Raw genomic sequence first — 25,063 nt, 5'->3', positions numbered from 1 at the left:
ATGGGCTTGAAACATTTTCTTGAAAAAATCGAACCGCACTTCCTGCCGGGCGGCAAACATGAAAAATGGTATGCCCTCTACGAAGCTGCGGCGACGATTTTCTACACATCCGGCGCGGTAACGCGCAAAGCGGCGCACGTCCGCGACGCGCTCGACTCCAAGCGTATGATGATTTTGGTGTGGCTGGCTTTGTTCCCCGCCATGTTTTACGGTATGTACAACGTCGGCGTACAGGCGTTCGATGCGTTAACGCCCGATTTGCTGCAACAAAGCATCGCCAACGACTGGCATTACGCCCTTGCCGACGCTTTGGGCATCAATATGTCGTCTGAAGCGGGCGTGTCGGGCAAAATGCTGTTCGGCGCGATTTACTTCCTGCCGATTTACGCGACTGTATTTGCCGTTGGCGGCTTCTGGGAAGTTTTGTTCGCCACTGTGCGCAAACACGAAATCAACGAAGGTTTCTTCGTTACTTCGATTTTGTTTGCCTTAATCGTTCCGCCTACGCTGCCGCTGTGGCAGGCGGCTTTGGGCATTACCTTCGGCGTGGTGGTTGCGAAAGAGGTGTTCGGCGGTACGGGTAAAAACTTTATGAACCCTGCGCTGGCAGGCCGTGCCTTCTTGTTCTTCGCCTACCCCGCCAACTTGAGCGGCGATGCGGTTTGGACGGCGGTTGACGGCTATTCCGGTGCAACCGCGCTGGCGCAATGGGCGGCACACGGTGCAGACGGCCTGAAAAACGCCGTAACCGGTCAAACCATCACTTGGATGGACGCGTTTATCGGCAAACTGCCCGGCTCCATCGGCGAAGTCTCCACTTTGGCACTCTTAATCGGCGGCGCGTTTATCGTGTTTGCCCGCATCGCTTCTTGGCGCATTATTGCCGGCGTGATGATCGGTATGATTGCCATGTCTTCGCTGTTCAACTTCATCGGTTCGGACACCAACGCTATGTTTGCTATGCCTTGGTACTGGCACTTGGTCGTCGGCGGCTTCGCCATCGGTATGCTGTTTATGGCGACCGACCCCGTTTCCGCTTCCTTTACCAATGTCGGCAAATGGTGGTACGGCGCGCTGATCGGCGTGATGTGCGTGTTAATCCGCGTGGTCAACCCTGCTTACCCCGAAGGCATGATGTTGGCGATTCTGTTTGCCAACCTGTTTGCCCCGATTTTCGACTATTTCGTCGCACAAGCGAACATCAAACGCAGAAAGGCGCGCAGCAATGGCTAAGAAATTCGATAAAGACAGCTTCAGCGGCACGCTGATTGTGGTATTGGCGGTCAGCCTGATTTGCTCGGTCATCGTTGCCGGTGCGGTCGTCGGCTTAAAACCCATCCAAGAAAAACAAAAACTCCAAGACAAACAAGGCTATATCTTGAGCGTAGCCGGTTTGATGGATAAAGACACCGACATCGGCAAAACCTTTGCCGAGCGTATCGAGCAACGTGTCGTGGACTTGGCGACCGGCGAATATGTGAAAGACGCGCCGAAAGACTTCAGCGCACGCGTTGCCGGCAAAGACCCCGCGCAAAGCATTCAAATCAAACCTGAAGACGATTTGGCAGGCATCAAAAGCCGTGCCAAATACACCGAGGTTTACTTGGTAAAAGGCGAAGACGGCAAAATCGGGCAAATCATCCTGCCGATGCACGGCAACGGTTTGTGGTCGGTCATGTACGGCTTTGTCGCCATCCAACCCGACGGCAACACCATCAACGGCATTACCTACTACGAACAAGGCGAAACCCCGGGCTTGGGCGGCGAAATCGGCAATCCGTTGTGGCAGCAAAAATTCGTCGGCAAAAAACTGTTTGACGGACAAGGCAAACTCGCCCTGCACGTCGGCAAAGGCGCGGGTTCGGACAAAGAACACGGCGTAGATGCCCTCTCCGGCGCGTCGCTGACTTCCAAAGGCGTGCAAGGTTCGTTCGCCTACTGGTTCGGCGAAAACGGCTATATCCCCTACCTGAACAAATTGAAATCAGCAGGAGCGCAATAATGGCTGATATGAAACGCTTGAAACATTTGATGTTTTCACCCTTTATCGACAACAACCCGATTGCCTTGCAGGTTTTGGGTATTTGTTCGGCTTTGGCGGTTACCACCAAACTTCAGACGGCCATCGTGATGGGTATTTCCGTCAGTTTGGTAACCGGTTTTTCCAGCTTCTTCATTTCGCTGGTACGCAACTACATCCCCAACAGCATCCGCATCATCGTGCAAATGGCGATTATCGCGTCGCTGGTTACGCTGGTCGACCAGCTCTTGCAGGCATTTGCCTACGAATTGTCCAAACAGCTTTCCGTATTCGTCGGCCTGATTATTACCAACTGCATCGTGATGGGCCGTGCCGAAGCCTTTGCGATGAAAGAGCCGCCGCTGGAAAGCCTGATCGACGGCATCGGCAACGGCGCGGGCTACGGGATGATGCTGCTTGTCGTCGCCACCGTCCGCGAACTGATCGGCTCGGGCAAGCTCTTGGGCTACACCGTTTTCCAAACCGTGCAGGACGGCGGCTGGTATCAGACCAACGGCTTGTTCCTGCTCGCCCCCAGCGCGTTCTTCATCATCGGCTTTTTGATTTGGGGTCTGCGTACCTGGAAACCCGAACAGGCGGAGGAATAAGCTATGGAACACTATTTGAGCCTCTTCATCAAATCCGTCTTCATTGAAAATATGGCGTTATCCTTCTTTTTGGGTATGTGCACGTTTTTGGCGGTATCCAAAAAAGTATCCACCGCATTCGGTTTGGGTGTGGCGGTAATTTTCGTACTCGGGCTGTCCGTCCCCGCCAACCAACTCGTTTACTCGCTGCTCAAAGACGGCGCGATTGTCGAAGGCGTGGATTTGACCTTTTTGAAATTCATCACCTTCATCGGCGTGATTGCCGCTTTGGTACAGATTTTGGAAATGTTCTTGGACAAATTCGTCCCCGCCCTCTATAACGCGCTGGGCATCTACCTGCCGCTGATTACCGTGAACTGCGCGATTTTCGGCGCCGTATCCTTTATGGCGCAGCGCGAGTATAACTTCGGCGAATCCGTCGTGTACGGCTTCGGCGCGGGTTTGGGCTGGATGTTGGCGATTGTCGCTTTGGCGGGCATTACCGAAAAAATGAAATATTCGGACGCTCCCAAAGGCCTCAAAGGCCTGGGCATTACCTTTATCGCCGCCGGCCTGATGGCGATGGCGTTTATGTCGTTCTCCGGCATCCAGTTATAAGAAAGGGACCGGTATGGAGATTATTTTAGGTATCGTGATGTTTACCGTCATCGTCTTGGTTTTGGCACTGATGATTCTGTTTGCCAAATCCAAGCTGGTCAGCGAAGGCGACATCACTATCAAAGTCAACGGCGAAAAAGAGCTGACGATGCCCGCCGGCGGCAAACTCTTGGGCGCGCTTGCCAACGAAGGCATCTTTATCCCCTCCGCCTGCGGCGGGGGCGGCTCGTGCGGACAATGCCGCGTCGTCGTAAAAAGCGGCGGCGGCGACATCCTGCCGACCGAGTTGTCCCACATCAGCAAACGCGAAGCGCGCGAAGGCTGCCGGCTGTCGTGCCAAGTCAACGTCAAAACCGATATGGAGATTGAAGTACCCGAAGAAGTGTTCGGCGTGAAAAAATGGGAATGCACCGTCATTTCCAACGACAACAAAGCAACGTTCATTAAAGAACTCAAGCTTGCCATTCCCGAAGGCGAAGAAGTTCCCTTCCGTGCCGGCGGCTATATTCAAATTGAAGCCCCTCCTCACACCGTTGCCTACAAAGACTTTGACATTCCTAAGGAATATCACGAAGACTGGGACAAATACAATCTGTGGCAATACGTTTCCAAAGTGGACGAGCCGATTTTGCGCGCCTACTCTATGGCTTCGTATCCTGAAGAAAAAGGCATCATTATGCTGAACGTGCGTATTGCCACGCCGCCCCCGCGCGTACCCGATGCGCCTCCGGGACAAATGTCTTCCTACATCTGGTCGCTCAAACCCGGCGACAAAGTTACGATTTCCGGCCCGTTCGGCGAATTTTTCGCCAAAGACACCGATGCCGAAATGGTATTTATCGGCGGCGGTGCGGGTATGGCTCCGATGCGTTCCCACATTTTCGACCAGTTGAAACGTTTGAATTCCAAACGCAAAATCACCTTCTGGTACGGCGCACGTTCCAAACGCGAAATGTTCTATGTCGAAGACTTCGACCGACTCGCGGCAGAATTCCCGAACTTCACGTGGCACGTCGCCCTGTCCGACCCGTTGCCTGAAGACAACTGGGACGGCTACACAGGCTTCATCCACAACGTGGTTTACGAAAACCATCTGAAAAACCACGAAGCACCGGAAGACTGCGAATTTTATATGTGCGGCCCGCCGATTATGAACCAGTCCGTAATCAAAATGCTCAAAGACTTAGGCGTGGAAGACGAAAACATCCTCTTGGACGATTTCGGCGGTTAAAACCCAACCTCAAATACAAAAGGAAGAAACCTCGGTTTCTTCCTTTTTCTATCCGATACCGTCCGAACACCCTTCAGACGGCATCCGCCCATACCCGTATCAATATCGTTGAACTTCCATTTTTACCCTGCGGCGGATGTGCGGTTAAATATTTTGGCGGAAAAGCAAAGAAGTATACTTCTTTTTAGTTATGGTTGATTCCATAACTAAAAAAGTATCGATAAACCCATTTTGCGAGGTACGGATAATGTCTGACAGCTTTGAAAACAGCCCCGAATACGATGATTGGATTGAATCGGGCGGTCGTGATGAAGATTACGAATACTACTACAACAAATGGCAACGCAGGACGCGCTGACCATTAAACCCTGACAAACCGGTTGGTAAAACACCGGTTTGTTTTTTATAGTGGATTAACAAAAACCGGTACGGCGTTGCCTTGCCTTGCCGTACTATTTGTACTGTCTGCGGCTTCGTCGCCTTGTCCTGATTTAAATTTAATCCACTATATTACCGCCACCCAAACGACGACCGATGCCGCCCGAACACCCTTCAGACGGCATCGGCATAGAAACATATCGGCCGTTTTGCGATATAATTCAAGCCATTTGCAAAAACCGTCAAACACTATGCCGTCTGAAACACGCCTGCCGAACCTTATCCGCGCCTTGATATTTGCCCTGGGTTTTATCTTCCTGAACGCCTGCTCGGAACAAACCGCGCAAACCGTTACCCTGCAAGGCGAAACGATGGGCACGACCTATACCGTCAAATACCTTTCAAATAATCGGGACAAACTCCCCTCACCTGCCGAAATACAAAAGCGCATCAATGACGCGCTTAAAGAAGTCAACCGGCAGATGTCCACCTATCAGCCCGACTCTGAAATCAGCCGATTCAACCAACACACAGCCGACAAACCCCTCCGTATTTCAAGCGACTTCGCACACGTTACCGCCGAAGCCATCCGCCTGAACCGCCTGACACACGGCGCACTGGACGTAACCGTCGGCCCTTTGGTCAACCTTTGGGGATTCGGCCCCGACAAATCCGTTACCCGTGAACCGACACCGGAACAAATCAAACAGGCGGCATCTTATACGGGCATAGACAAAATCATTTTGAAACAAGGCAAAGATTACGCCTCCTTGAGCAAAACCCACCCCAAGGCCTATTTGGATTTATCTTCGATTGCCAAAGGCTTCGGTGTCGATAAAGTTGCGGGCGAACTGGAAAAATACGGCATTCAAAATTATCTGGTCGAAATCGGCGGCGAGTTGCACGGCAAAGGCAAAAACGCGCGCGGCGAACCGTGGCGCATCGGTATCGAGCAACCCAATATCGTCCAAGGCGGCAATACGCAGATTATCGTCCCGCTGAACAACCGTTCGCTTGCCACTTCCGGCGATTACCGTATTTTCCACGTCGATAAAAGCGGCAAACGCCTCTCCCACATCATCAATCCGAACAACAAACGCCCCATCAGCCACAACCTCGCCTCCATCAGCGTGGTCGCAGACAGCGCGATGACGGCGGACGGCTTGTCCACAGGCTTATTCGTATTGGGCGAAACCGAAGCCCTGAAGCTGGCAGAGCGCGAAAAACTCGCCATTTTCCTGATTGTCAGGGATAAAGGCGGCTACCGCACCGCGATGTCTTCCGAATTTGCCAAGCTGCTCCGTTAAACACACACCGATTGGGAAACACTATGAAAACCCTGCTCCTCACCTTCGGCATCTTCCTGACCGTCATCATCGGTATGGCGGTCGGCTATATTTTCTCCAAACGCACCATCAAAGGCAGTTGCGGCGGCATTACCGCCTTGGGTATGAAAAAAATGTGCGACTGCGACACGCCTTGCGACACCCTGCAAAAGAAACTGGATGAAGAAAAACAGGCAGGCGGCATACGGGTTGACCGTTAACGCCGAAATATAGTGGATTAAATTTAAACCAGTACAGCGTTGCCTCGCCTTGTCGTACTATTTGTACTGTCTGCGGCTTCGTCGCCTTGTCCTGATTTTTGTTAATCCACTATAAAATGCCGTCTGAAGCCCGACAGGCGGGTTCAGACGGCATTGCCGTTTTACTTCGATCGGTTCATACGCAAAACGCGCTTCAGGAAATAAATCAGATTATTCCCCAGACGCCTTCAGGTTTCCTTCTGTGCCACCGTAACCATTGCAGGACGCAACACACGGTCGGACAGCGTATAACCCTTCTTCATCACGCCCACCACGGTATTGGGTTCCTGTTCGCTTGCCACCGCCTGCATCGCCTGATGGATATTCGGATCGAGCTTATCGCCCGCTTTAGGATTGATTTCCTTGATTTGCGTAGCATCAAATGCTTTCTGCAACTCGTTCAAAGTCATCTGCACGCCCATTTTCAACGCATCAAAATTGCCGCTTTGATCCAAAAGCGCCATTTCCAGATAATCCTTGACCGGCAGCATTTCCACGGCAAACTTCTGTCCGGCGAACTTGTGCGTATCGGCAATTTCCTGCTGATGGCGGCGGCGCAGGTTTTGCTCGTTTGCCAAAGCACGCAGCTGCTCGTCTTTCAACTGCGCTTCCAACTCGGCAATCCGCGCCTGCAAATCCTCATAAGCCGGCGCAACAGTCGTTTCCCGTCCATCAGGATTATTTTCTGATGTTTCCGCTGTTCCGGCCTCTTCGACGGAAGTTTCCGCCTCCACATTTTCCAACACTTCTTCACTGTTTTGCTGTTGCTGTGTCTGTTCGCTCATATCGTATCCCTTAAAACAATTGGAAATCAAAATCCGGTTATCACGCGCGCAAGATAAGGACATTTTCAAGAAACTTCAAGCAAAGGCAGGAAATTTCACATCCGCCGCCGAATACCCTACCGCAAAAACCATATAAACGGTAAGATACCGCCGACCTTATGCTTTTCAGACGGCATCCATTATGAAAAAAAACCATTTGAACACAAACGGTTTCGACCTCTGGCACACCATCCGCGAAGAAACCGCGGCCGCTGCCGCCGCCGAACCGATGCTGGCAAGTTTTTTGCACCAAACCGTGTTGCGCCACGAGTCCCTCGGCTCCGTCCTTGCCTACCACCTTTCCAGCAAACTCGGCAGCCCGATTATGGACGTGCGCGCGCTGTTTGAAATCTACCAGCAGGCGTTGGGCAGCGACACCCAAATCGGCAAATGTGTCGAAGCAGACTTGAAAGCCATCTACGAACGCGATCCCGCCTGCGACGAATATTCGCTGCCGCTTTTATATTTCAAAGGCTTCCACGCGATTCAGGCACACCGCATCAACCACCGGCTGTATCTCGACGGGCGCAAAACGCTGGCGTATTTCCTGCAAAACCGTATGTCCGAAGTATTCGGCGTGGACATCCATCCCGCCGCCCGTTTCGGATACGGGCTGATGCTCGACCACGCCACCGGCTTTGTTGCCGGAGAAACCGCCGTGTTGGGCAACAATATTTCGATTTTGCACGGCGTAACGCTCGGCGGTTCGGGCAAAGAAGGCGGCGACCGCCACCCCAAAATCGGCGACGGCGTGATGATCGGCGCAAACGCCTCGATATTGGGCAATATCCGCATCGGCAGCAATGCCAAAATCGGGGCGGGCAGCGTCGTGGTTTCAGACGTGCCGCCGTCCATCACGGTTGTCGGCGTACCCGCCAAACCCGTGGCGCGATCGCTCAAAACACCGTCGGCGGATATGGATCAAAATATCCAGTTTACCGAAATCGACTTTATGATTTGAATATCCGCACCAATGCCGTCTGAAACGCCAAACGGGCTTCAGACGACATTGCCCGCTTCAAGCCTGCGCCTTGATATGCCGCCGATACCGGCACTTGCCAGTCGGACAAAATGCCTTTTATTCGATACACCCGATTCCCACGCAACCGGAAATATAGTGGATTAACAAAAATCAGGACAAGGCGACGAAGCCGCAGACAGTACGGGTAGTACGGAATCGATTCACTTGGTGCTTCAGCACCTTAGAGAATCGTTCTCTTTGAGCTAAGGCGAGGCAACGCCGTACTGGTTTTTGTTAATCCACTATAACCGATTTCCTTATAAACGGACGGAGTCGGGCGATGATTCGGACAAAGCCTATTTCAAAAGCAGAATCAGCAGCAAAACAAACGCGATTGCCGCCAGCCACAGGCTTTGCCGCTGCTGCACTTTGACCAAATGGATATAGGCATCGCGCATTTCCTGCTGACGGTTTTCATCAACCAGCGCACTGATTTTACGCGGCAATGAAGGAATGATTTGCGCCCAGTCGGGGGCTTCGTTTTTGAGGTTGCGCCAAAGGGCTTTGGGGCCGACCTGCTCGTTCATCCATTTCACCAAAAACGGTTTCGCGGTTTTCCACAAGTCCAAATCGGGATCGAGTTGTCGGCCCAGGCCTTCGATGTTGAGCAGCGTTTTTTGCAGCAGCACAAGCTGCGGTTGGATTTCGACATTGAAGCGGCGGCTGACTTCAAACAGGCGCATCAGCACCAAGCCGAAGGAAATCTGCGAAATCGGTTTGTTGAACACAGGCTCGCACACGGCGCGGACGGCGGCTTCCAATTCTTCCGCACGCGTGTCGGCAGGCACCCAGCCCGATTCGATGTGGGCGGTGGCGACGCGCCGGTAATCGCGGTTGAAAAAGGCGAGGAAGTTGATGGCGAGATAGCGTTTGTCGTAATCGGTCAGCGTGCCGACGATGCCGAAATCGAGGGCGATATAGCGGTTGTCGGCGGCAACCAAAATATTGCCGGGGTGCATATCCGCGTGGAAAAAGCCGTCGCGGAAGACCTGCGTGAAAAAGATTTCCACGCCGTAATCGGCGAGTTTGTGCAAATTGATGCCGTCTGCTTTGAGTTTGGCGATGTCGGAAACCGGCGTGCCGTCCATCCATTCGATTGTCAGCACGTCGCTTGTGCAGTAGTCGTAAAACACCTTGGGCACAATCAGCATATTGCTGTTTTGGAAATTGCGCCCGAGCTGTCCGGCATTGGCGGCTTCGCGCATCAAATCCAATTCGTCGTGCAGGTATTTGTCAAACTCCGCCACCACTTCGCGCGGCTTCAGACGCTTGCCGTCTGAAAACAAACGCTCCACACAAGCCGCGCCGAAACGCATCAGCGACAAATCCTGTTCGATAAGGGGCAAAAGGTTGGGGCGCAAAACTTTGACCGCCACTCGTTCACCCGAATGCAGGCGGGCTTTGTGTACTTGGGCGATGGACGCGCTGGCGACAGGCTCGGTTTCAAATTCCGCATACAGCTTTTCGATGGGCTGACCCAGCGATTTTTCGATTTGCGAGCGCGAAAGCCGCGCGTCAAAAGGCGGCACTTTGTCTTGCAGCTTTGCCAGTTCGACGGCGTAATCGTGCGGAATCAAATCGGGGCGTGTGGACAAAACCTGCCCGAACTTGATGAAAATCGGTCCCAGGCTTTCCAAGGCAAGGCGCAGACGGACGGCAGGCGGTTCGTTTTTCAATTTGGACGACTGCGGCATCATTTTCAGCAAACCGTATATCCAGCCGCGCCGAACCAATCCGGCGCACAATCCCGCCAGCCGATAGCGGTAAAAAGTCCCGACAATAACCGTCAGGCGTTTCAACCATTTCATATATAAAATCCCGAATACAGCATTTATCGGACAATCAAAAAATCTTACCGAGCAGATAGCTCAAAAAGGCAATCAGCAGCCCGAAAACCAGCGGTTTGATATTGCGGGGCGGCGGTTCGGGTTGCGAAGGTGCGGGAATATCATCTTCCTGCCCGCCGTGAAGTTCAAGATATTCGGGCATTTCCCTATCCGCGCCTTCTCCTTCGCCCTCCCCTTCCTCAGGCGGCGCGACCGTTTCCAACTCCATATATCTCCGGGTAATAATATCCAAACCCAAATAGCTGAAATAATCGTGCAACTCTTCCCGTTTCGCCCAAGTGCATTTTTCCTCAACCAGCACTTGAGGTTTGGAATCGAGCGATTCGATCAATCCTTCCGCCTTTTCCTCGCCGAGATTCTCCCTGAGGCACTCCCGGATAAGCCCGCGATCCACTTGGGGCGGGTAGGAAACATATACATCGTACAAATCATTTCGGTAATCTTTACTCATCTCAATCATAAGGGAACAAATACGCCTGATACCGTTCCGCCCGTTCCTTTCGGGAAACCCGATTCATCTTCAAACAATCGGATTATATGTGAATTCATCCCGATAATATATTTTCCAAAAGTAAAAATGCCGTCTGAACGCTCAGACGGCATCGCACCAATCGGTCGTTTATACGGAAAACGACGATCCGCAACCGCAGGTTGTTTCCGCATTCGGATTGCGGATGACGAATTGCGAACCCTGCAAACTTTCCGTATAGTCGATTTCCGCACCAACCAGATATTGATAGCTCATCGGATCGACCAAAAAGACCAAACCGTTTTTCTCGATTTCAAAATCGTCGTCGTTTTTAATTTCATCAAAAGTAAATCCGTACTGGAAACCCGAGCAGCCGCCGCCGTTGACAAAAACCCGCAATTTCAAATCGGGGTTGTTTTCTTCGGCAATCAAATCAGCAACTTTCGTACAGCAGCTGTCAGTAAAGATAATAGGGCTTTCGTCCGACATGGTGTGATTCCTTAATATAATATTTCCGCATTCTCTCTCAAACCCCTTGCAAAGGCAAGCGGGGGCTTGTTCCCTGAAAAGGAACTGCCTTACAGATAAGTTTGACCGCTCCCGATTTCAAGCCCCGGACTCAAACCGCCCTGCCGAACCACTCGACCCGCCCGATGATTTCCACATCATCGGCAGGATGATTCAAATTAATTTCAAAAGCAGGGTAAGCCTCGTTGGCGGAAATAACGTTGATTATCCCGCCGGGGACGATTTGCAGGCGTTTGACCAGCAGGTTTTCATTAATCCGCAAAACATACAGTCCGTCCTTCGGCGTATTCTCGCTATGGTTGACCAAAATCGAATCGCCGTCATTCAAAACCCCCTCCATAGAATCGCCCTTAACGGAAATCACAGACAGGTTTTTCACATCGCAGGTAACGTAGTTCTCGATCCAATGCCGTCTGAACGCCATTGTAAATACAGGCTCTTCGTGATCGACAAACTGCCCGTATCCCGCTGCCGCACGAATATCATATCTCGGCACGAAGACAAATTCGTCCGTATCGACTTCATTGCCCAAGGTATCGTAAGCAAAGGATTTTTTTGGGGCTTCATCTGGAAACGGACTACCCTCCCCCGTCAGCAGCCAATCGATACTACACCCCTTCAACTGCTTAATTTTTTTCAATGTTTCAGACTTCGGCAGACCGCCTTCATTCCATATTCTGCCAAAGCCCGCAATCGTCATTTCAATATCGGATGCGATTTTTGCCTGCCTCGCTTCGCTTTTCCATAAAAAAACCAGTCTGTCTTTAAAGGTTTCCATAAATATCCTTCCGCTCCCCTTCATTCAATCATCTAAAGTAAACATGAAATATATTTTACCTTAGCTATCCAAAAAACGGAACAACTATGATAAACTAAACTTAAATTATGATTTTTATTACTCAATACATAATTTTTCAGATTTTCCATAGGTTTAATCCTGAATTGACAGAAAAAGGATAGAAAAATGAAGAAAACCGGCAAATATCTTATCTATACTGCGGCATTTACCGCATTCTGCTTTGCCTTCCAAGAAAACCGTTCTGAAGCCAAACAGCCCGACATCACTTTATCCGCATCCCTGTGCGAACAATTCAACATGCTGAACGCCAAAGATATGGATGCAGAACAAGTCTCCCTTTCCAAAGAATGCGACATCATCGAGTCTTCACACGACTGGGAAAAAGAGTACGGCAACTTGAACGAACAGGAAATGCTCGCCGGCATCGTCTATGAATAAACCTGCCTGCCATTTGAAATATTATGCTTGAATGCATTGGAGCCAAATGTATTAAATCAAATATAAAACCAATATATTCATAAAGTTATATACTTATAGCCATGCTGTAGCTTGAAACAGCCCGCCGCCCGCCCTATTTACAGCCCATCGGGACAAAATGTTCCAACATATTTCTCAAAATAAGCAAAATCAAATAGGAGTATCCACATGGCAAAAGTAATCGGTATCGACTTAGGTACAACCAACTCTTGTTTGGCCATTTCTGAAAACGGTCAAACCAAAGTGATTGAAAACGCAGAAGGCGCACGCACCACACCATCCGTCATCGCTTATCTGGACGGCGGCGAAATTCTCGTCGGCGCGCCTGCAAAACGCCAAGCCGTAACCAACGCTAAAAACACTATTTACGCCGCCAAACGTTTGATCGGTCATAAATTTGAAGACAAAGAAGTCCAACGCGACATCGAATCTATGCCTTTCGAAATCATCAAAGCCAACAACGGCGACGCGTGGGTGAAAGCGCAAGGCAAAGAGCTGTCTCCTCCTCAAATTTCCGCAGAAGTCCTGCGTAAAATGAAAGAAGCCGCCGAAGCTTACCTGGGCGAGAAAGTAACCGAAGCCGTGATTACCGTTCCCGCCTACTTCAACGACAGCCAACGCCAAGCCACCAAAGACGCAGGCCGCATCGCCGGTTTGGACGTAAAACGCATCATCAACGAGCCGACCGCTGCCGCTTTGGCATTCGGTATGGACAAAGGCGACAACAAAGACCGCAAAGTAGCCGTATATGACTTGGGCGGCGGTACCTTCGATATTTCCATCATCGAAATCGCCAACCTCGACGGCGACAAACAATTCGAAGTATTGGCAACCAACGGCGATACCTTCTTAGGCGGCGAAGACTTCGACCAACGCTTGATCGACTACATCATTGACGAGTTTAAAAAAGAACAAGGCATTGATTTGAAACAAGACGTGATGGCATTGCAACGCCTGAAAGAAGCTGCCGAAAAAGCCAAAATCGAATTGTCCAGCGGCCAGCAAACCGAAATCAACCTGCCGTACATCACGATGGATGCAACCGGTCCGAAACACTTGGCAATGAAAATTACCCGCGCCAAATTCGAGAGCTTGGTTGAAGACCTGATTGCCCGCTCTATCGAGCCTTGCCGCACCGCATTGAAAGATGCCGGCTTGAGCACCGGCGACATCGACGACGTAATCTTGGTCGGCGGTCAGTCCCGTATGCCGAAAGTACAAGAAGCCGTGAGAGACTTCTTCGGCAAAGAGCCGCGCAAAGACGTGAACCCTGACGAAGCTGTCGCCGTAGGCGCAGCGATTCAAGGCGAAGTGTTAAGCGGCGGCCGCAGCGACGTATTGCTGCTGGACGTAACCCCTCTGTCTTTGGGTATCGAAACCATGGGCGGTGTGATGACCAAGCTGATTCAAAAGAACACTACTATTCCGACTAAAGCGTCTCAAGTGTTCTCTACTGCCGAAGACAACCAAAGCGCAGTAACCATCCACGTACTGCAAGGCGAACGCGAACGCGCTTCTGCCAACAAATCTTTGGGGCAGTTCAACTTGGGCGACATCGCACCCGCACCGCGCGGTGTGCCGCAAATCGAAGTCACCTTCGATATTGACGCCAACGGTATCTTGCACGTTTCCGCCAAAGACAAAGGCACAGGCAAAGCCGCCAACATCACCATCCAAGGTTCTTCAGGCTTGAGCGAAGAAGAAATCGAACGCATGGTGAAAGATGCCGAAGCCAATGCCGAGGAAGATAAAAAACTGACTGAATTGGTCGCTTCCCGCAACCAAGCCGAAGCCCTGATTCACTCCGTGAAAAAATCTTTGGCCGACTACGGCGACAAACTCGATGCAGCCGAGAAAGAAAAAATCGAAGCCGCGTTGAAAGAAGCCGAAGAAGCAGTTAAAGGCGACGACAAAGCCGCCATCGATGCCAAAGCCGAAGCTTTGGGTGCAGCCAGCCAAAAACTGGGCGAAATGGTTTACGCGCAAGCGCAAGCCGAAGCCCAAGCCGGCGAAGGTGCGCAAGCGGACGCATCATCCCAAAAAGACGATGACGTGGTCGATGCGGACTTTACCGAAGTAAAAGACGACAAAAAATAATTGATGCCGTCTGAAAAAAGCGCGAACCGTTCGGTTCGCGCTTTTTTAGGCTGTGTTTTAATACAGTGCCGACAGGCATACTCGGCTTCAAGGTATTTAATAGGATAGGTTTCTACCCAACCGAAAAAATAATTTTCTTTTCCCTGACAGATAGTTGTAATCAACGGATTATTAAAATACAGCTTTTTTTATCAGCTGCTGCAAAAACGATAGTATGGCAACAGTTCCAAATCAATCTGCCGCAACGCTCCCAAAATCAAGTTTCAACCGATGTATCACGCTCTAGGCGTTTTTATATCATTTTCTTGTTTACTTAAAATTTTTTTAATAGGATAATAAATAATAATTATTATCAAAGGATGAAAATGAAACCAAATCCGCTCCTATGGGCTTTGATGACCGTTTTTTCCGTTGCTCCGTCTTGGGCAGAACAACCGGCAAATACTGAAGAAATACAATCCGTCAAAACCTTCTCCCCTCCCAAACCGATTGCACCGACCGCCGCACAAGGCTATTTCCCCGAAAACCAATTCGACCGCACCGACCGCAGCGATTATTACTTTGTTACCGAAAACATAGACCAAGCCTTCCGTCCGCTGAAGGCAAACAGCGGTTTTTACGGCAAAAGCTTTTACAACTCCGTTACCGCGCAAGCACGCGGGGCGAAGGTATACGGCGTAGCCAACCTCAATCACACCAAGGCAAACGGCTACAAAGATGGCGGCGGGCGCGACACCGATTGGAAATACAGCCGCTTCAATCAGGCTTTGGTACTCGGTTTCGTGCCGTCTGAAAATCAAGAATACCGCCTCACTTATCTGCACGACGACATCAACAACGACCGCCAACCGCAGTTCGTCAACGACGCATTGGACACCGAACGCCACATCTCCAAACTCAACGCACGTTGGGGCAATGCCGATTTAAGCAATACGGTCAGCGCGGAAGCAGGTATCATCAAACTCAAACGCCGCGCCGACAATTACTCCCTGCGTCAAAACAATACGCAGCAGAAAGTGTTCGTAGAGCTTGACCGCAAAGTGTATGATTTCTCGCTCAAACACGACGCGGATTTCGGCAAGTTCCACAACACCGCCGCCGTCAGCTACCGCAATGACAGCCAAAACGGCGAGCGCAACGCCCACACTCCCATGCGCGACTTCCTCAACGGCTACCGTTTCGCCGATGTGCACATCGACCGCTGGCGCATTGCCGATACCTTGTCTTACAAGTTTGACGACCAACACAAACTGGGCTTGGGCTTAAGCTACGAACTCAACGAAGCGGACGTACGCAAAAATACGGCACAGCCTGAAAACCCAATAAAACCCGGTTTTTCCTTCGCCTCATCACAACAAATCTGGAAAACCCATTACGGCTACGACTTCAACGGCAAAGTGCGCCGTCGTGCTTTGTCGGGCGAACTCAAATACGATTTCACGCCGTCTGAAACGCAAAAATACAGCATTTCCCTCGCACATTTGGAACGCATCGGCGACAACACCGAACGCTTCAACTCGCTTGCCGCCATCATGCAAAACCGTACGAACGGCGCGTTAACAGATTCCAAACCGGCCGCCGCTATCGTGGGCAATCCCCTGCTGAAAAACGAAAAACACAACCGCATCAAGCTCACCGCCGACAGCCGCAACGACTACTACAACGGCTATATGAACTCGCTCGCAGGCGCGGGATGGAACGTGGGCGGCACGCTTGTGGCGGACAAAGTCAAAGACCTGATTATTTTTGACCGCGCACACGGACAAAGCGGTATTTCATCCAACGGCGGCGGCATCATCACACGCAACGTGGACGCACGCCTCATTACCGCGCAGGCCTACGCGCGTTACAACTTCAATCCGCATTGGGCCGCAGGCATCAAAGCCGCCTACAACTACGGACACAACGAAACCGACGGCAGGCCGCTCTATCAAATCCGTCCGTTTGAAGCCGCCGTCCAAGCCGACTACAAAAACTACTTTGCCCACGGCAGTTACAACATCGGCGCGGCAACACGCTTTGTCGCCAAACAAACGCGCGGCAATTTTGATATGGCAAGCGGTCTGGGCATAGACAAACGCGAAGCCGCCAAAGGCTTTACCGTTGCCGACGTGTATGCCGGCATGAACATCAAAGACAAATACGGCTTGCGCTTGGGCGTGAACAACGTATTCAACAAAAAATACGCCGAACACATCAGCGGCGACCACGTCCTCGCCCTGTCGCCCAGCGTGGTGTATGCACCGGGCAGGACATATTGGTTGAGTTTGCACGCGGCGTTTTAAAATCATGCCGTCTGAAAAAATGCCGCACCGGCTTATTAAGAATTAGGAGATAAAAAATGGAACTGAAAAGACGTGATTTCTTAAAAATGACCACCGCGCTGGCAGCCGCAGGCGTTTCGCCTTCATTGTTGGCTGCAGGTAAAGAACAATTTACCGTGTACGGCGCACCGGCGATGCCCAGCGTAACCATTGCCGTAGCGGCGTTGCAGGGCAAGCTGGCGAAACAGGCGGACGTATCGCTGAAAATCTGGCGTTCGCCCGACCAACTGCGCGCGGGCGTAGCGAGCGGACAATTTAAAGTGATGATGAGTCCGAGCAATGTCGGTGTAAACCTGCGCAACCAAGGGCAGAAAGTCGGCATGGTGAATATTTTGACCAACGGCATCACGCAGCTGATGTGCAAAGGCAGCGCGATTGCCTCGCCGCAGGACTTGGTCGGCAAAAAAATCCTCGTGCCGTTTAAAAACGATATGCCCGACATCGTGCTGCAAGCCTTGTTGAAAAAACTGAAAATCGACGCGCACAAAGTCGGCATCACCTACACCGCCACGCCGCCCGAAGCGGTGGGACTGTTTTTGAGCAAGGAGTACCACGCCGCCATCCTGCCCGAACCGATGGCAACCGCCAGCCTGCTTAAAGGCAAAACAATGGGCGTAAACGTCGTGCGCGGTTTTGATTTGGTGAAGGCGTGGGGGCAGGCGTTTGACACCAAACCGCTGATTCCGATGGCAGGCATCATCGCCAACGAAGAATATTTCCACGCGCACAAAGCGCAGTTCGAACTCTTCCATCAGGATTTGAAAAACGCGCTCAACTGGATACTGGCCAACCGCCAAAGCGCGGCGAAAATCGGCAAAAACTACCTCCCCGCCCCCGAACCCGCCCTAGTCATGGGCTTGGACGGCGCGCGGCTGACGGTAAGCAAAGGCAGCGAAGTGAAAAACGAGATTTTGAAGTTTTACGAAATCCTGATGCAGTTCAACCCGAAACTTCTGGGCGGCAAGCTGCCGGATAACGGGTTCTTCTTGGCTTAAAAGGAGAAGAGGCCGTCTGAAAATAGTAAAGTAGCCATGAAATCTGACTTGTCATTTTCAGACGGGCTATAAGGACATTATCAGCAGCGTAGATCAGATTCTTGAATCCGATATTTCGGCTAAACGGGGCTGTCGGATACGAGTATCCGATCTACTCTTTTCAGACGGCCTATCAGATAATAGTCAGAACAGTACACAAAAAGCCGTCATTCCCGCGCAGGCGGGAATCCAGAGGTTTAATGTTGCTGCAATTTAAAACATTCCTGCAGTATCTACGACTGGATTCCCGCCTGCGCGGGAATGACGGCGGGTGGTAACCGTGGGTCAGACTCCGGCATCCGACTTTACGGCATAGCTGAACAAACTGTCGGATACGAGTATCCTGATAACTGATTTTTCAGACGACCTATCCTTGCCAAAACATAACGACAAACCAACACCCCAAACCATGATTAAAACCGACAAAATCCGTAAACCGCAGCCTGCGCTGTTTTACATCATCGACTACCTTTGGAGCGGCTTTGCCGGTCTGAGTGTGGCGATGGTGGTGGTGGCGTTGTGGGCGTGGGGCAGTGCCGTGTTCGGTGGGTTTATGCTGCCTGCGCCGGTGGAGGTATTTCAAAAGTCTTTGGATTTATTGAAACATTTTCAGGAAAACGAAATCGGGATTTCGCTGTGGCGGTCGGTGGTGGGGATTTCGGTTGCTTTGGTAGCAGGATTGGCGGCGGGGCTGGTAGCGGGAAGTTTTAAGACGGCGATGGCGTTGCTCAAGCCTGTGATTACGGTTTTGTTGGCGATGCCGCCGATTATTTGGGTGGTGATGGCGTTGTTTTGGTTCGGTTTCGGCAATCCGAGCGTGTTGTTTACCATCATTGTGCTGGTTGCGCCGCTGACGTTTGCGAGTGCGGCAGTCGGGATGGCGAGCGTGAACAAGCAGCATGAGGAATTGTTTGACGCTTATAAATTAGGCCGTCTGAAAAAAATCCGCTATCTGTATATCCCGCATCTGACAGGCTATGTGATTTCCAGCATCGGCGTGGCGGTGGCGATGGGGGTGAAAGTGGTGATTATGGCGGAACTCTTGGGCGCGAGCGAAGGCGTGGGCGCGCGGATCGCGGACGCGAGGGCGATGCTGGAGACTTCGACGGTGATGGCTTATGTGGTGCTGGTCATCGTGTTTGTGTCGCTGTTTGAATACCTGATTACCAAGCCTTTGGAAATTTTGTTTATGCCGTGGAGAAGATGATGCTCTGTCTTGAAAACGTGCGTTTTGAAATTCTCCGCGACCCCATCGTGCGCGATTTCAGTTTGAACCTGCAACACGGCGAAGTGAAAGCCTTGTTCGGGCCGAGCGGCTGCGGCAAGACGACGGTTTTGCGGCTGATTGCGGGCTTGGAAACGCCGAAATCGGGCACGATACGCAATACTTTCCGCAAAACGGGTTTTCTGTTTCAGGAAAACCGCCTGCCGGAAAACCTGACCGCGATGCAGAATATCGCGATTTTTATGGACAAACCCGATGAAGGCGAAATCATCGCGCTGGCGGCGAAAGTCGGGCTGACTGCGGGCGATTTGAACAAATATCCGACCGAATTGTCCGGCGGTATGGCGAAACGGGTGGCGTTTTTGCGCCTGCTGCTGTGCGGCTGCGACCTTGCCTTGCTGGACGAGCCGTTTGTCGGTTTGGACCGCGATTTGCGCGATATTTTGGTCGCCATGCTGGTGGAAAAAATCGAGCGGCAGACTATGGCGTGTATGCTGGTAACACACGACCGCTTTGAAGCCTCACGCCTGAGCCATGAAATCATGCTGCTTTCCACTAAGGGCATGAACGTGCAAAACGTGATGACCCTGCCCACACCGCTGTCCGAACGCGATTCGGCTTTTGAAGAAGGCGTGGTGGCAAGGGAGTTTCAGGGGATTCATTATTATGAGTGATGGGATTTGAGTGTCTGACGAATCGCCCTCTCCCTAACCCTCTCCCACAGGGAGAGGGGAACAGGTTGCTGAAAATCAGAGAACCGTAGAATTGAGAATCGGATGGCAGGCAAACCTGAAAATGTTCGGGTTTGACAACCCAATTCCCCTCGCCCCGTGGGGGAGGGCAAGTAAGCCGTAGGCTTGCCTCTTCGGCGAAAGGTACGAATCTGTTATCCGAACGCGACTCGGTTTTTGAAAAAGCCGTGGTGCCAAGGGGGCAGGGGATTCATTATGAGGTGCTTTATGTTTTCGACTGTGATTACTGCTGCTGTTTTATATATTGCTACAGCAGTAGATTTGTTGGTAATACTATTAATATTTTTTGCTAGAGCAAATACTAGAAAAGAATATCGAGATATTTATATCGGACAATATTTAGGTTCTGTAATTTTAATATTAGTTAGTTTATTTCTAGCTTTTGTTTTAAATTATGTTCCGGAAAAATGGGTGTTGGGTTTATTAGGTTTAATACCGATTTACTTAGGTATTAAAGTTGCTATTTACGACGATTGTGAGGGCGAAAAAAGAGCTAAAAAAGAATTGGATGAAAAAGGGTTGTCAAAATTAGTCGGTATTGTTGCTTTGGTTACAGTTGCTAGTTGTGGTGCAGATAATATTGGACTTTTTGTTCCTTACTTTGTGACTTTAGATCTTGTCGACTTATTAGTTACTCTTCTTGTATTTTTAATATTGATTTTTGTTTTAGTATATACAGCACAAAGATTGGCTAATATTTCAGGTGTTGGTGAAATCGTAGAGAAGTTTAGTCGTTGGATAATGGCTGTTATTTATATTGGTTTAGGGTTATTTATTATTATTGAAAATAATACAATTCGAACAATAATATCAATAATATGAATGATACGGGCATTGAGTATCTGACGAACCTTGCGGTTCGTTGCCCTCTCCCTAACTCTCTCCCACAGGGAGAGGGGAGCAGGTTGCTGAAAATCAGAGGGCGCGTAGGATTGGGAATTAGATGGCAGGTAAACCTGAGAATGCTCGGACTCGACAGCCCGATTCCCTCTCCCTGTGGGAGAGGGTTAGGGAGAGGGCAAGCAAACCGCAGGCTTGCCTCTTCAACAAAAGATACGGTCCTGTCCGCCCAATAAATCCATACCCGAAAGCATCTTCATACAGAATCAAGCCAAGCGATGAATAAATTTTTTACCCACCCTATGCGCCCGTTTTTCGTCGGTGCGGCGGTGCTTGCCGTACTCGGCGCGTCGGTGTTTTTCATCAGCCCCGGCGCCATCGTCCTGCACCGCCAAATTTTCTTGGAACTTATGCTGCCGGCGGCATACGGCGGTTTTTTGACTGCGGCTTTGTTGGATTGGACAGGTTTTTCGGGCAACCTGAAACCTGCCGCTACTTTGATGGCGGTGTTGTTGCTTGTTGCGGCTGTTTTATTGCCGTTTTTACCGCAACTTGCCGCATTTTTCGTTGCCGCCTATTGGCTGGTATTGCTGCTGTTCTGTGCTTGGCTGATTTGGCTTGACCGCAACACGGACAACTTCGCCCTCTTGATGCTGCTTGCCGCGTTCACAGTTTTTCAGACGGCCTATGCCGTCAGCGGCGATTTGAACCTGTTGCGTGCGCAAGTGCATCTGAATATGGCGGCGGTGATGTTTGTTTCCATACGCGTGAGTGTTTTGCTGGGTGCGGAAGCGTTGAAAGAATGCCGTCTGAAAGACCCCGTATTCATCCCCAACGCCGTCTATAAAAACATCGCCATCACCTTCCTGCTGCTGCACGCCGCCGCCGAACTTTGGCTGCCTGCGCAAACCGCCGGTTTTACCGCGCTCGCCGTCGGCTTCATCCTGCTTGCCAAGCTGCGTGAGCTTCACCATCACGAACTCCTGCGCAAACACTACGTCCGCACTTATTACCTGCTCCAGCTCTTTGCCGCGGCAGGCTATCTGTGGACAGGCGCGGCGAAATTGCAAAACCTGCCCGCCTCCGCGCCCATGCACCTGATTACCCTCAGCGGCATGATGGGCGGCGTGATGATGGTGTGGCTGACTGCCGGACTGTGGCACAGCGGCTTTACCAAGCTCGACTACCCCAAACTCTGCCGCATCGCCGTCCCCATCCTCTTTGCCGCCGCCGTCTCGCGCGCTGTTTTAATGAACGTGAACCCGATATTCTTCATCACTGTCCCCGCGATTCTGACCGCCGCCGTGTTCGTGCTTTACCTGCTGACATTCGTACCGATTTTTCGAGCGAACGCGTTTACAGACGATCCGGAATAAAAATGCCGTCTGAAACGGTTTTCAGACGGCATCGTATTGCCGATAATCAAGCCTCCTGCGGATCGACATCCACCGACCATCTGATTTTGCCGTCGCGGTTTTGCTGCAACACCTGCACCCACAAACTCACGGCGCGGTGCAAATCCTGTCGGGATGTCGATTCGAGGAAGATTTGCGCGCGTTCGCGTTCGGCGAGGCGCACCATCAGCATCGGAGCGGCACCAAACTGGGAAACGCTTTCGGGCAACAGCGGGGCAAGGGTTTCTTTGGCGGCGTTGAGAAATTCCATCGCATCGGCAACGCGCGGCGCGTCGGCGCGGACGGCGGTCTGAAAACCGAAGGGCGGCATCGCGAACATTTGCCGCTCGTTCAATTCGTTTTCGGCAAACACGGCGTAGTCCTGCGCTTTGACGGCGGCAAAAACGGGATGTTCGGGCAGTTGGGTCTGTATCAACACCTTGCCGGGTTTGTCGGCGCGCCCCGCCCTGCCGGACACCTGCATCAGCTCGGCGAACAGCCTTTCCGGCGCGCGAAAGTCCGCGCTGTACAGGCTGCCGTCGGCGTTCAACACGATAACGAGGTTGAGCCGCGCGAAATCATGCCCTTTGGCGAGCATCTGCGTGCCGACCAAAATGTCGATTTTGTTGTCGGCGATGCGGCGGTACAAATCCGCCCAGTCGTTTTTGTGCGCGGTGCTGTCCCTGTCAACACGGACGACGGCAGCCTTGGGCAAGAAGGCGCGCAGGGTTTCTTCGACGCGCTGTGTGCCGTGGCCGACGGCGGTCAGGTCTTGGTTGCCGCAGTCGGGGCATTTGAACGGGATGGGTTCGCGGTGATCGCAGTGGTGGCATCGCAGTTGGCGGGCGCGTTGGTGCAGCACCATTTTGGCGGAACAGTTCGGGCAGCCGAAGGTATGGCCGCAGTCGCCGCAAAACAGCGCGGGCGCGAAACCGCGCCGGTTGAGGTACACCAGCGACATACCGCCCGCTTCAAAATTCTGTTTCAAAAGCTGCAAGGCTTGCGGCGAGAAGCCGTTGTCAAGTTTCAGACGGCCTACGTTGAGGATGCCCACTTGCGGCAGTTGCGCGGCGGTATGGGCGCGCTCGGTCAGTTGCAGCAGGCGGTACGCGCCGCTTTGCGCCTTGTGCCAGCTCTCCAAGCTGGGCGTGGCACTTCCCAATATGATCGGGCAGCCGCTCTGCTTCGCCCGCCACACCGCCAAATCGCGGGCGTGGTAGCGCAATTCGTTGTCTTGTTTGAACGAGCCGTCGTGTTCCTCATCGACCACAATCAGCCCGACATCATCCATCGGCGTGAACACCGCCAGCCGCGTACCGATCACCAGCTTCGCCTGCCCTAACATCGCGCGCAGATAATCCTGCGTACGCCTGCCTGCCGCCATCCGGCTGTGCAACACGGCAGTCGGCACGTCGGCAAAACGGTTTTCCACCCGCTTCAAAAGCTGCGGCGTGAGGTTGATTTCGGGCAACAGAAACAACACCTGCCGCCCCTGCGCCAACACTTTCGCCATCGCATCAAAATACACCTCGGTCTTGCCGCTGCCGGTGATGCCGTACAGCAGAAACGGCTGGAAGCGTCCCAATGTCGTCTGAATGGCATCGGAAGCCTGCCGCTGGCCGGCGTTCAACACAAATTCAGAGTGCGAAGCCTGCCCGTGGTACGACCTTAAAACGGGCTTCGCCGCTTCCGTCGTTTCAATCCAACCCTGTTCCGCCCAATCTTCGATTAATTTCGCCGCCTGCGCGTTTACCTGCTTCAACGCCGCCATCGTCATTCCGCCCGAAAGCAGCGCGTCCCACAAAGCCGCTTTTTTGTTGAACCGCGCCGGCGGCGGCGTTTGCGCCCTGCCCGCTTCGTTCAGCGCGTAAAACAAGGGCGGCTGCGGCATTTCCACCGCGCGCGTTTCCTTCAAACCCTGCGGCAGCGCGGCAAACACTGCCTGCCCGGTCGGATAATGGTAATAACGCGACGTAAACGAGAGCAAATCACGCCAGCTTTCGGGCAGCGGCGGTTCGTCCGAAAAGGCCGTCTGAACGCTCAAAATCCGCGCCGTATCCATATCGGGCGCAATATCCGTTTCCCACACAACACCGACAACGGTTTTATTGCGGAAAGGCACAAGCACCCGCATTCCCTGCGGCAGCGGCTCGGAATGGGAATAAGTCAAAAGGCCGTCTGAAAGCGGCACGTTTACAGCGATGCGGTGGTAGATCATAGCGTGGTCGGACAAATGGTTTGAGACCGTCTGAAAAAACGGAAGCTATTTGCACAAATATAAACAGTCTTTATCCAAAGTAAAGCCGTAACCCTGTTTCCACAAATCGAAATAAGGACGGAGAAAATCGCTGTCGGGCTTGGTGCGGTAAAGCGGATATTGCAGATAGGCGGACAGGTAATAATCGCAATTTATAGAATAATAGGCTTCGTCCAACACTTGTTCGGGGCTGTTGTAATCCGTATTACTAATCCGCCATTCATCAAACGCTTCTCCAAACAAGTCCCGAGTATCATTAAACTCTTCCGCAGGCTCGCCAAAACGTATCTGTTTAATCGCTGCCAAGGCTGCAATCAGCTCTTCGTCTTCAACAAAGCGGGCAAATTCGCGCAACCCTTCCAACAAACGCTCACCCGTCTGTCTCACTTCTGCCTCATCTTGCGCAGGCGGGCAGAAATAGCCGGGAATATAGCCGCCGTCGAGGATCTCTTGGTTGTGTTCGGCAGTGTTTTGATACACAGGCATAATGCGCGCCAGCAATTCCTGTCCCTTTTCCAAAGGTTCAAACACCGCAGCCACGCCTTCTCCGTCGGGCATAAACCCCTGAAACAAACCGTAGAAATAATCCTCCCAGCCATTATATTTATCTGCTGCCTGCGGCTCTTCGCCCAGCAGCTTAAACAGATATTCAGCGTATTCTTGTTGGTTCATTTTTTCTCTCAAAATGTCGATAAAATCTTTCAGTTGCCCGCCGCAAATCTTTCAGACGGCCTCAAACCGGCCCGAAGTCCGCTT

General features: G+C 51.8%; 24 protein-coding genes. 16 read left to right on the top strand and 8 right to left on the bottom strand.

Features of this window, described 5'->3' with window-relative positions:
* The 7 genes from FGL10_RS11535 (at window position 1) to nqrM (ending at window position 6,380) form a co-directional block, all read left to right on the top strand.
* Window positions 1-1,233: an NADH:ubiquinone reductase (Na(+)-transporting) subunit B gene (locus tag FGL10_RS11535; RefSeq protein ID WP_003709562.1), complete on the top strand. Its 1,233-nt coding sequence runs from the start codon at window positions 1-3 to the stop codon at window positions 1,231-1,233.
* Window positions 1,226-2,002 carry a Na(+)-translocating NADH-quinone reductase subunit C gene (locus tag FGL10_RS11530; protein ID WP_003709560.1) on the top strand — a complete coding sequence of 259 codons (777 nt, stop codon included), beginning with the start codon at window positions 1,226-1,228 and terminating at the stop codon, window positions 2,000-2,002. Before FGL10_RS11535 ends, FGL10_RS11530 begins: the two co-directional genes overlap by 8 nt.
* The gene (locus tag FGL10_RS11525) at window positions 2,002-2,628 is read left to right on the top strand and encodes an NADH:ubiquinone reductase (Na(+)-transporting) subunit D (RefSeq protein ID WP_003709559.1); all 627 of its coding nucleotides are present in this window, start codon (window positions 2,002-2,004) and stop codon (window positions 2,626-2,628) included. Before FGL10_RS11530 ends, FGL10_RS11525 begins: the two co-directional genes overlap by 1 nt.
* A gap of 3 nt (window positions 2,629-2,631) precedes the next feature.
* Window positions 2,632-3,225 carry an NADH:ubiquinone reductase (Na(+)-transporting) subunit E gene (gene nqrE, locus FGL10_RS11520; RefSeq protein WP_002223986.1) on the top strand — a complete coding sequence of 198 codons (594 nt, stop codon included), beginning with the start codon at window positions 2,632-2,634 and terminating at the stop codon, window positions 3,223-3,225.
* A 13-nt stretch (window positions 3,226-3,238) separates the two neighbouring features.
* Window positions 3,239-4,456, top strand: coding sequence for an NADH:ubiquinone reductase (Na(+)-transporting) subunit F (gene nqrF, locus FGL10_RS11515; protein ID WP_003709557.1), 1,218 nt, complete (start codon window positions 3,239-3,241; stop codon window positions 4,454-4,456).
* A gap of 629 nt (window positions 4,457-5,085) precedes the next feature.
* The gene (locus FGL10_RS11505) at window positions 5,086-6,141 is read left to right on the top strand and encodes an FAD:protein FMN transferase (protein WP_003709555.1); all 1,056 of its coding nucleotides are present in this window, start codon (window positions 5,086-5,088) and stop codon (window positions 6,139-6,141) included.
* A 23-nt stretch (window positions 6,142-6,164) separates the two neighbouring features.
* Window positions 6,165-6,380, top strand: a complete 216-nt coding sequence (gene nqrM, locus FGL10_RS11500) for a (Na+)-NQR maturation NqrM (RefSeq protein ID WP_002214367.1) — start codon at window positions 6,165-6,167, stop codon at window positions 6,378-6,380.
* Window positions 6,381-6,607: 227 nt separating this feature from the next.
* Here nqrM and grpE read toward each other — a convergent pair whose 3' ends face one another.
* Window positions 6,608-7,204 carry a nucleotide exchange factor GrpE gene (gene grpE, locus FGL10_RS11495; RefSeq protein WP_003709553.1) on the bottom strand — a complete coding sequence of 199 codons (597 nt, stop codon included), beginning with the start codon at window positions 7,202-7,204 and terminating at the stop codon, window positions 6,608-6,610.
* A 181-nt stretch (window positions 7,205-7,385) separates the two neighbouring features.
* Between grpE and cysE the strand changes: the two genes are divergently transcribed.
* Window positions 7,386-8,204 carry a serine O-acetyltransferase gene (gene cysE / locus FGL10_RS11490; protein WP_003709551.1) on the top strand — a complete coding sequence of 273 codons (819 nt, stop codon included), beginning with the start codon at window positions 7,386-7,388 and terminating at the stop codon, window positions 8,202-8,204.
* A 356-nt stretch (window positions 8,205-8,560) separates the two neighbouring features.
* On the opposite strand, the gene ubiB is transcribed toward cysE, so the two are convergent.
* The 5 genes from ubiB to FGL10_RS11470 all read right to left on the bottom strand — a co-directional run bounded on the left by ubiB (window position 8,561) and on the right by FGL10_RS11470 (window position 11,886).
* A complete protein-coding gene (gene ubiB, locus FGL10_RS11485; protein WP_003709544.1) occupies window positions 8,561-10,072 on the bottom strand; it encodes a ubiquinone biosynthesis regulatory protein kinase UbiB in 1,512 nt (503 codons plus the stop codon).
* Window positions 10,073-10,106: 34 nt separating this feature from the next.
* Window positions 10,107-10,571 carry a hypothetical protein gene (locus FGL10_RS11480; RefSeq protein ID WP_003709542.1) on the bottom strand — a complete coding sequence of 155 codons (465 nt, stop codon included), beginning with the start codon at window positions 10,569-10,571 and terminating at the stop codon, window positions 10,107-10,109.
* Entirely contained in the window at window positions 10,568-10,714 is a 147-nt protein-coding gene (locus FGL10_RS12240; protein WP_003709540.1) for a hypothetical protein, read from the bottom strand. The genes FGL10_RS11480 and FGL10_RS12240 overlap by 4 nt, the downstream gene beginning before the upstream one ends.
* 16 nt (window positions 10,715-10,730) lie before the next feature.
* On the bottom strand, window positions 10,731-11,069 hold the full coding sequence (erpA, locus tag FGL10_RS11475; RefSeq protein WP_002233615.1) for an iron-sulfur cluster insertion protein ErpA: 339 nt from the start codon (window positions 11,067-11,069) through the stop codon (window positions 10,731-10,733).
* A gap of 130 nt (window positions 11,070-11,199) precedes the next feature.
* Window positions 11,200-11,886, bottom strand: a complete 687-nt coding sequence (locus FGL10_RS11470) for a S24 family peptidase (protein ID WP_003712492.1) — start codon at window positions 11,884-11,886, stop codon at window positions 11,200-11,202.
* Between the two features lie 186 nt (window positions 11,887-12,072).
* On the opposite strand from FGL10_RS11470, the gene FGL10_RS11465 reads away from it, so the two are divergent.
* From FGL10_RS11465 to FGL10_RS11425, 8 genes are all read left to right on the top strand, one after another.
* Window positions 12,073-12,345, top strand: coding sequence for a hypothetical protein (locus tag FGL10_RS11465; protein WP_003709535.1), 273 nt, complete (start codon window positions 12,073-12,075; stop codon window positions 12,343-12,345).
* Window positions 12,346-12,552: 207 nt separating this feature from the next.
* Entirely contained in the window at window positions 12,553-14,481 is a 1,929-nt protein-coding gene (gene dnaK, locus FGL10_RS11460; protein WP_003709533.1) for a molecular chaperone DnaK, read from the top strand.
* Between the two features lie 365 nt (window positions 14,482-14,846).
* Window positions 14,847-16,766: a TonB-dependent receptor gene (locus FGL10_RS11455; RefSeq protein WP_036475273.1), complete on the top strand. Its 1,920-nt coding sequence runs from the start codon at window positions 14,847-14,849 to the stop codon at window positions 16,764-16,766.
* Between the two features lie 56 nt (window positions 16,767-16,822).
* Complete coding sequence (locus FGL10_RS11450) at window positions 16,823-17,800, top strand: ABC transporter substrate-binding protein (protein ID WP_003709528.1); 978 nt, start codon at window positions 16,823-16,825, stop codon at window positions 17,798-17,800.
* A gap of 448 nt (window positions 17,801-18,248) precedes the next feature.
* Window positions 18,249-19,046 carry an ABC transporter permease gene (locus tag FGL10_RS11440; RefSeq protein WP_003709524.1) on the top strand — a complete coding sequence of 266 codons (798 nt, stop codon included), beginning with the start codon at window positions 18,249-18,251 and terminating at the stop codon, window positions 19,044-19,046.
* Window positions 19,046-19,738: an ATP-binding cassette domain-containing protein gene (locus tag FGL10_RS11435; RefSeq protein ID WP_171007439.1), complete on the top strand. Its 693-nt coding sequence runs from the start codon at window positions 19,046-19,048 to the stop codon at window positions 19,736-19,738. Before FGL10_RS11440 ends, FGL10_RS11435 begins: the two co-directional genes overlap by 1 nt.
* A gap of 285 nt (window positions 19,739-20,023) precedes the next feature.
* On the top strand, window positions 20,024-20,638 hold the full coding sequence (locus FGL10_RS11430; protein WP_003703682.1) for a CadD family cadmium resistance transporter: 615 nt from the start codon (window positions 20,024-20,026) through the stop codon (window positions 20,636-20,638).
* Window positions 20,639-20,934: 296 nt separating this feature from the next.
* A complete protein-coding gene (locus tag FGL10_RS11425) occupies window positions 20,935-22,032 on the top strand; it encodes an NnrS family protein (protein WP_003709517.1) in 1,098 nt (365 codons plus the stop codon).
* A gap of 46 nt (window positions 22,033-22,078) precedes the next feature.
* On the opposite strand, the gene FGL10_RS11420 is transcribed toward FGL10_RS11425, so the two are convergent.
* Both FGL10_RS11420 and FGL10_RS11415 read right to left on the bottom strand, forming a co-directional pair.
* Window positions 22,079-24,268, bottom strand: a complete 2,190-nt coding sequence (locus FGL10_RS11420) for a primosomal protein N' (protein ID WP_003709515.1) — start codon at window positions 24,266-24,268, stop codon at window positions 22,079-22,081.
* 45 nt (window positions 24,269-24,313) lie between these two features.
* Window positions 24,314-24,979 carry a hypothetical protein gene (locus FGL10_RS11415; protein ID WP_003709509.1) on the bottom strand — a complete coding sequence of 222 codons (666 nt, stop codon included), beginning with the start codon at window positions 24,977-24,979 and terminating at the stop codon, window positions 24,314-24,316.
* Window positions 24,980-25,063: the final 84 nt, after the last annotated feature.

Source organism: Neisseria lactamica (genome assembly GCF_901482445.1).
Taxonomy (GTDB): Bacteria; Pseudomonadota; Gammaproteobacteria; order Burkholderiales; family Neisseriaceae; genus Neisseria; species Neisseria lactamica.
Note: the sequence above shows the minus strand (reverse complement) of the source record. Positions and strands in the feature narration are given on the sequence as shown.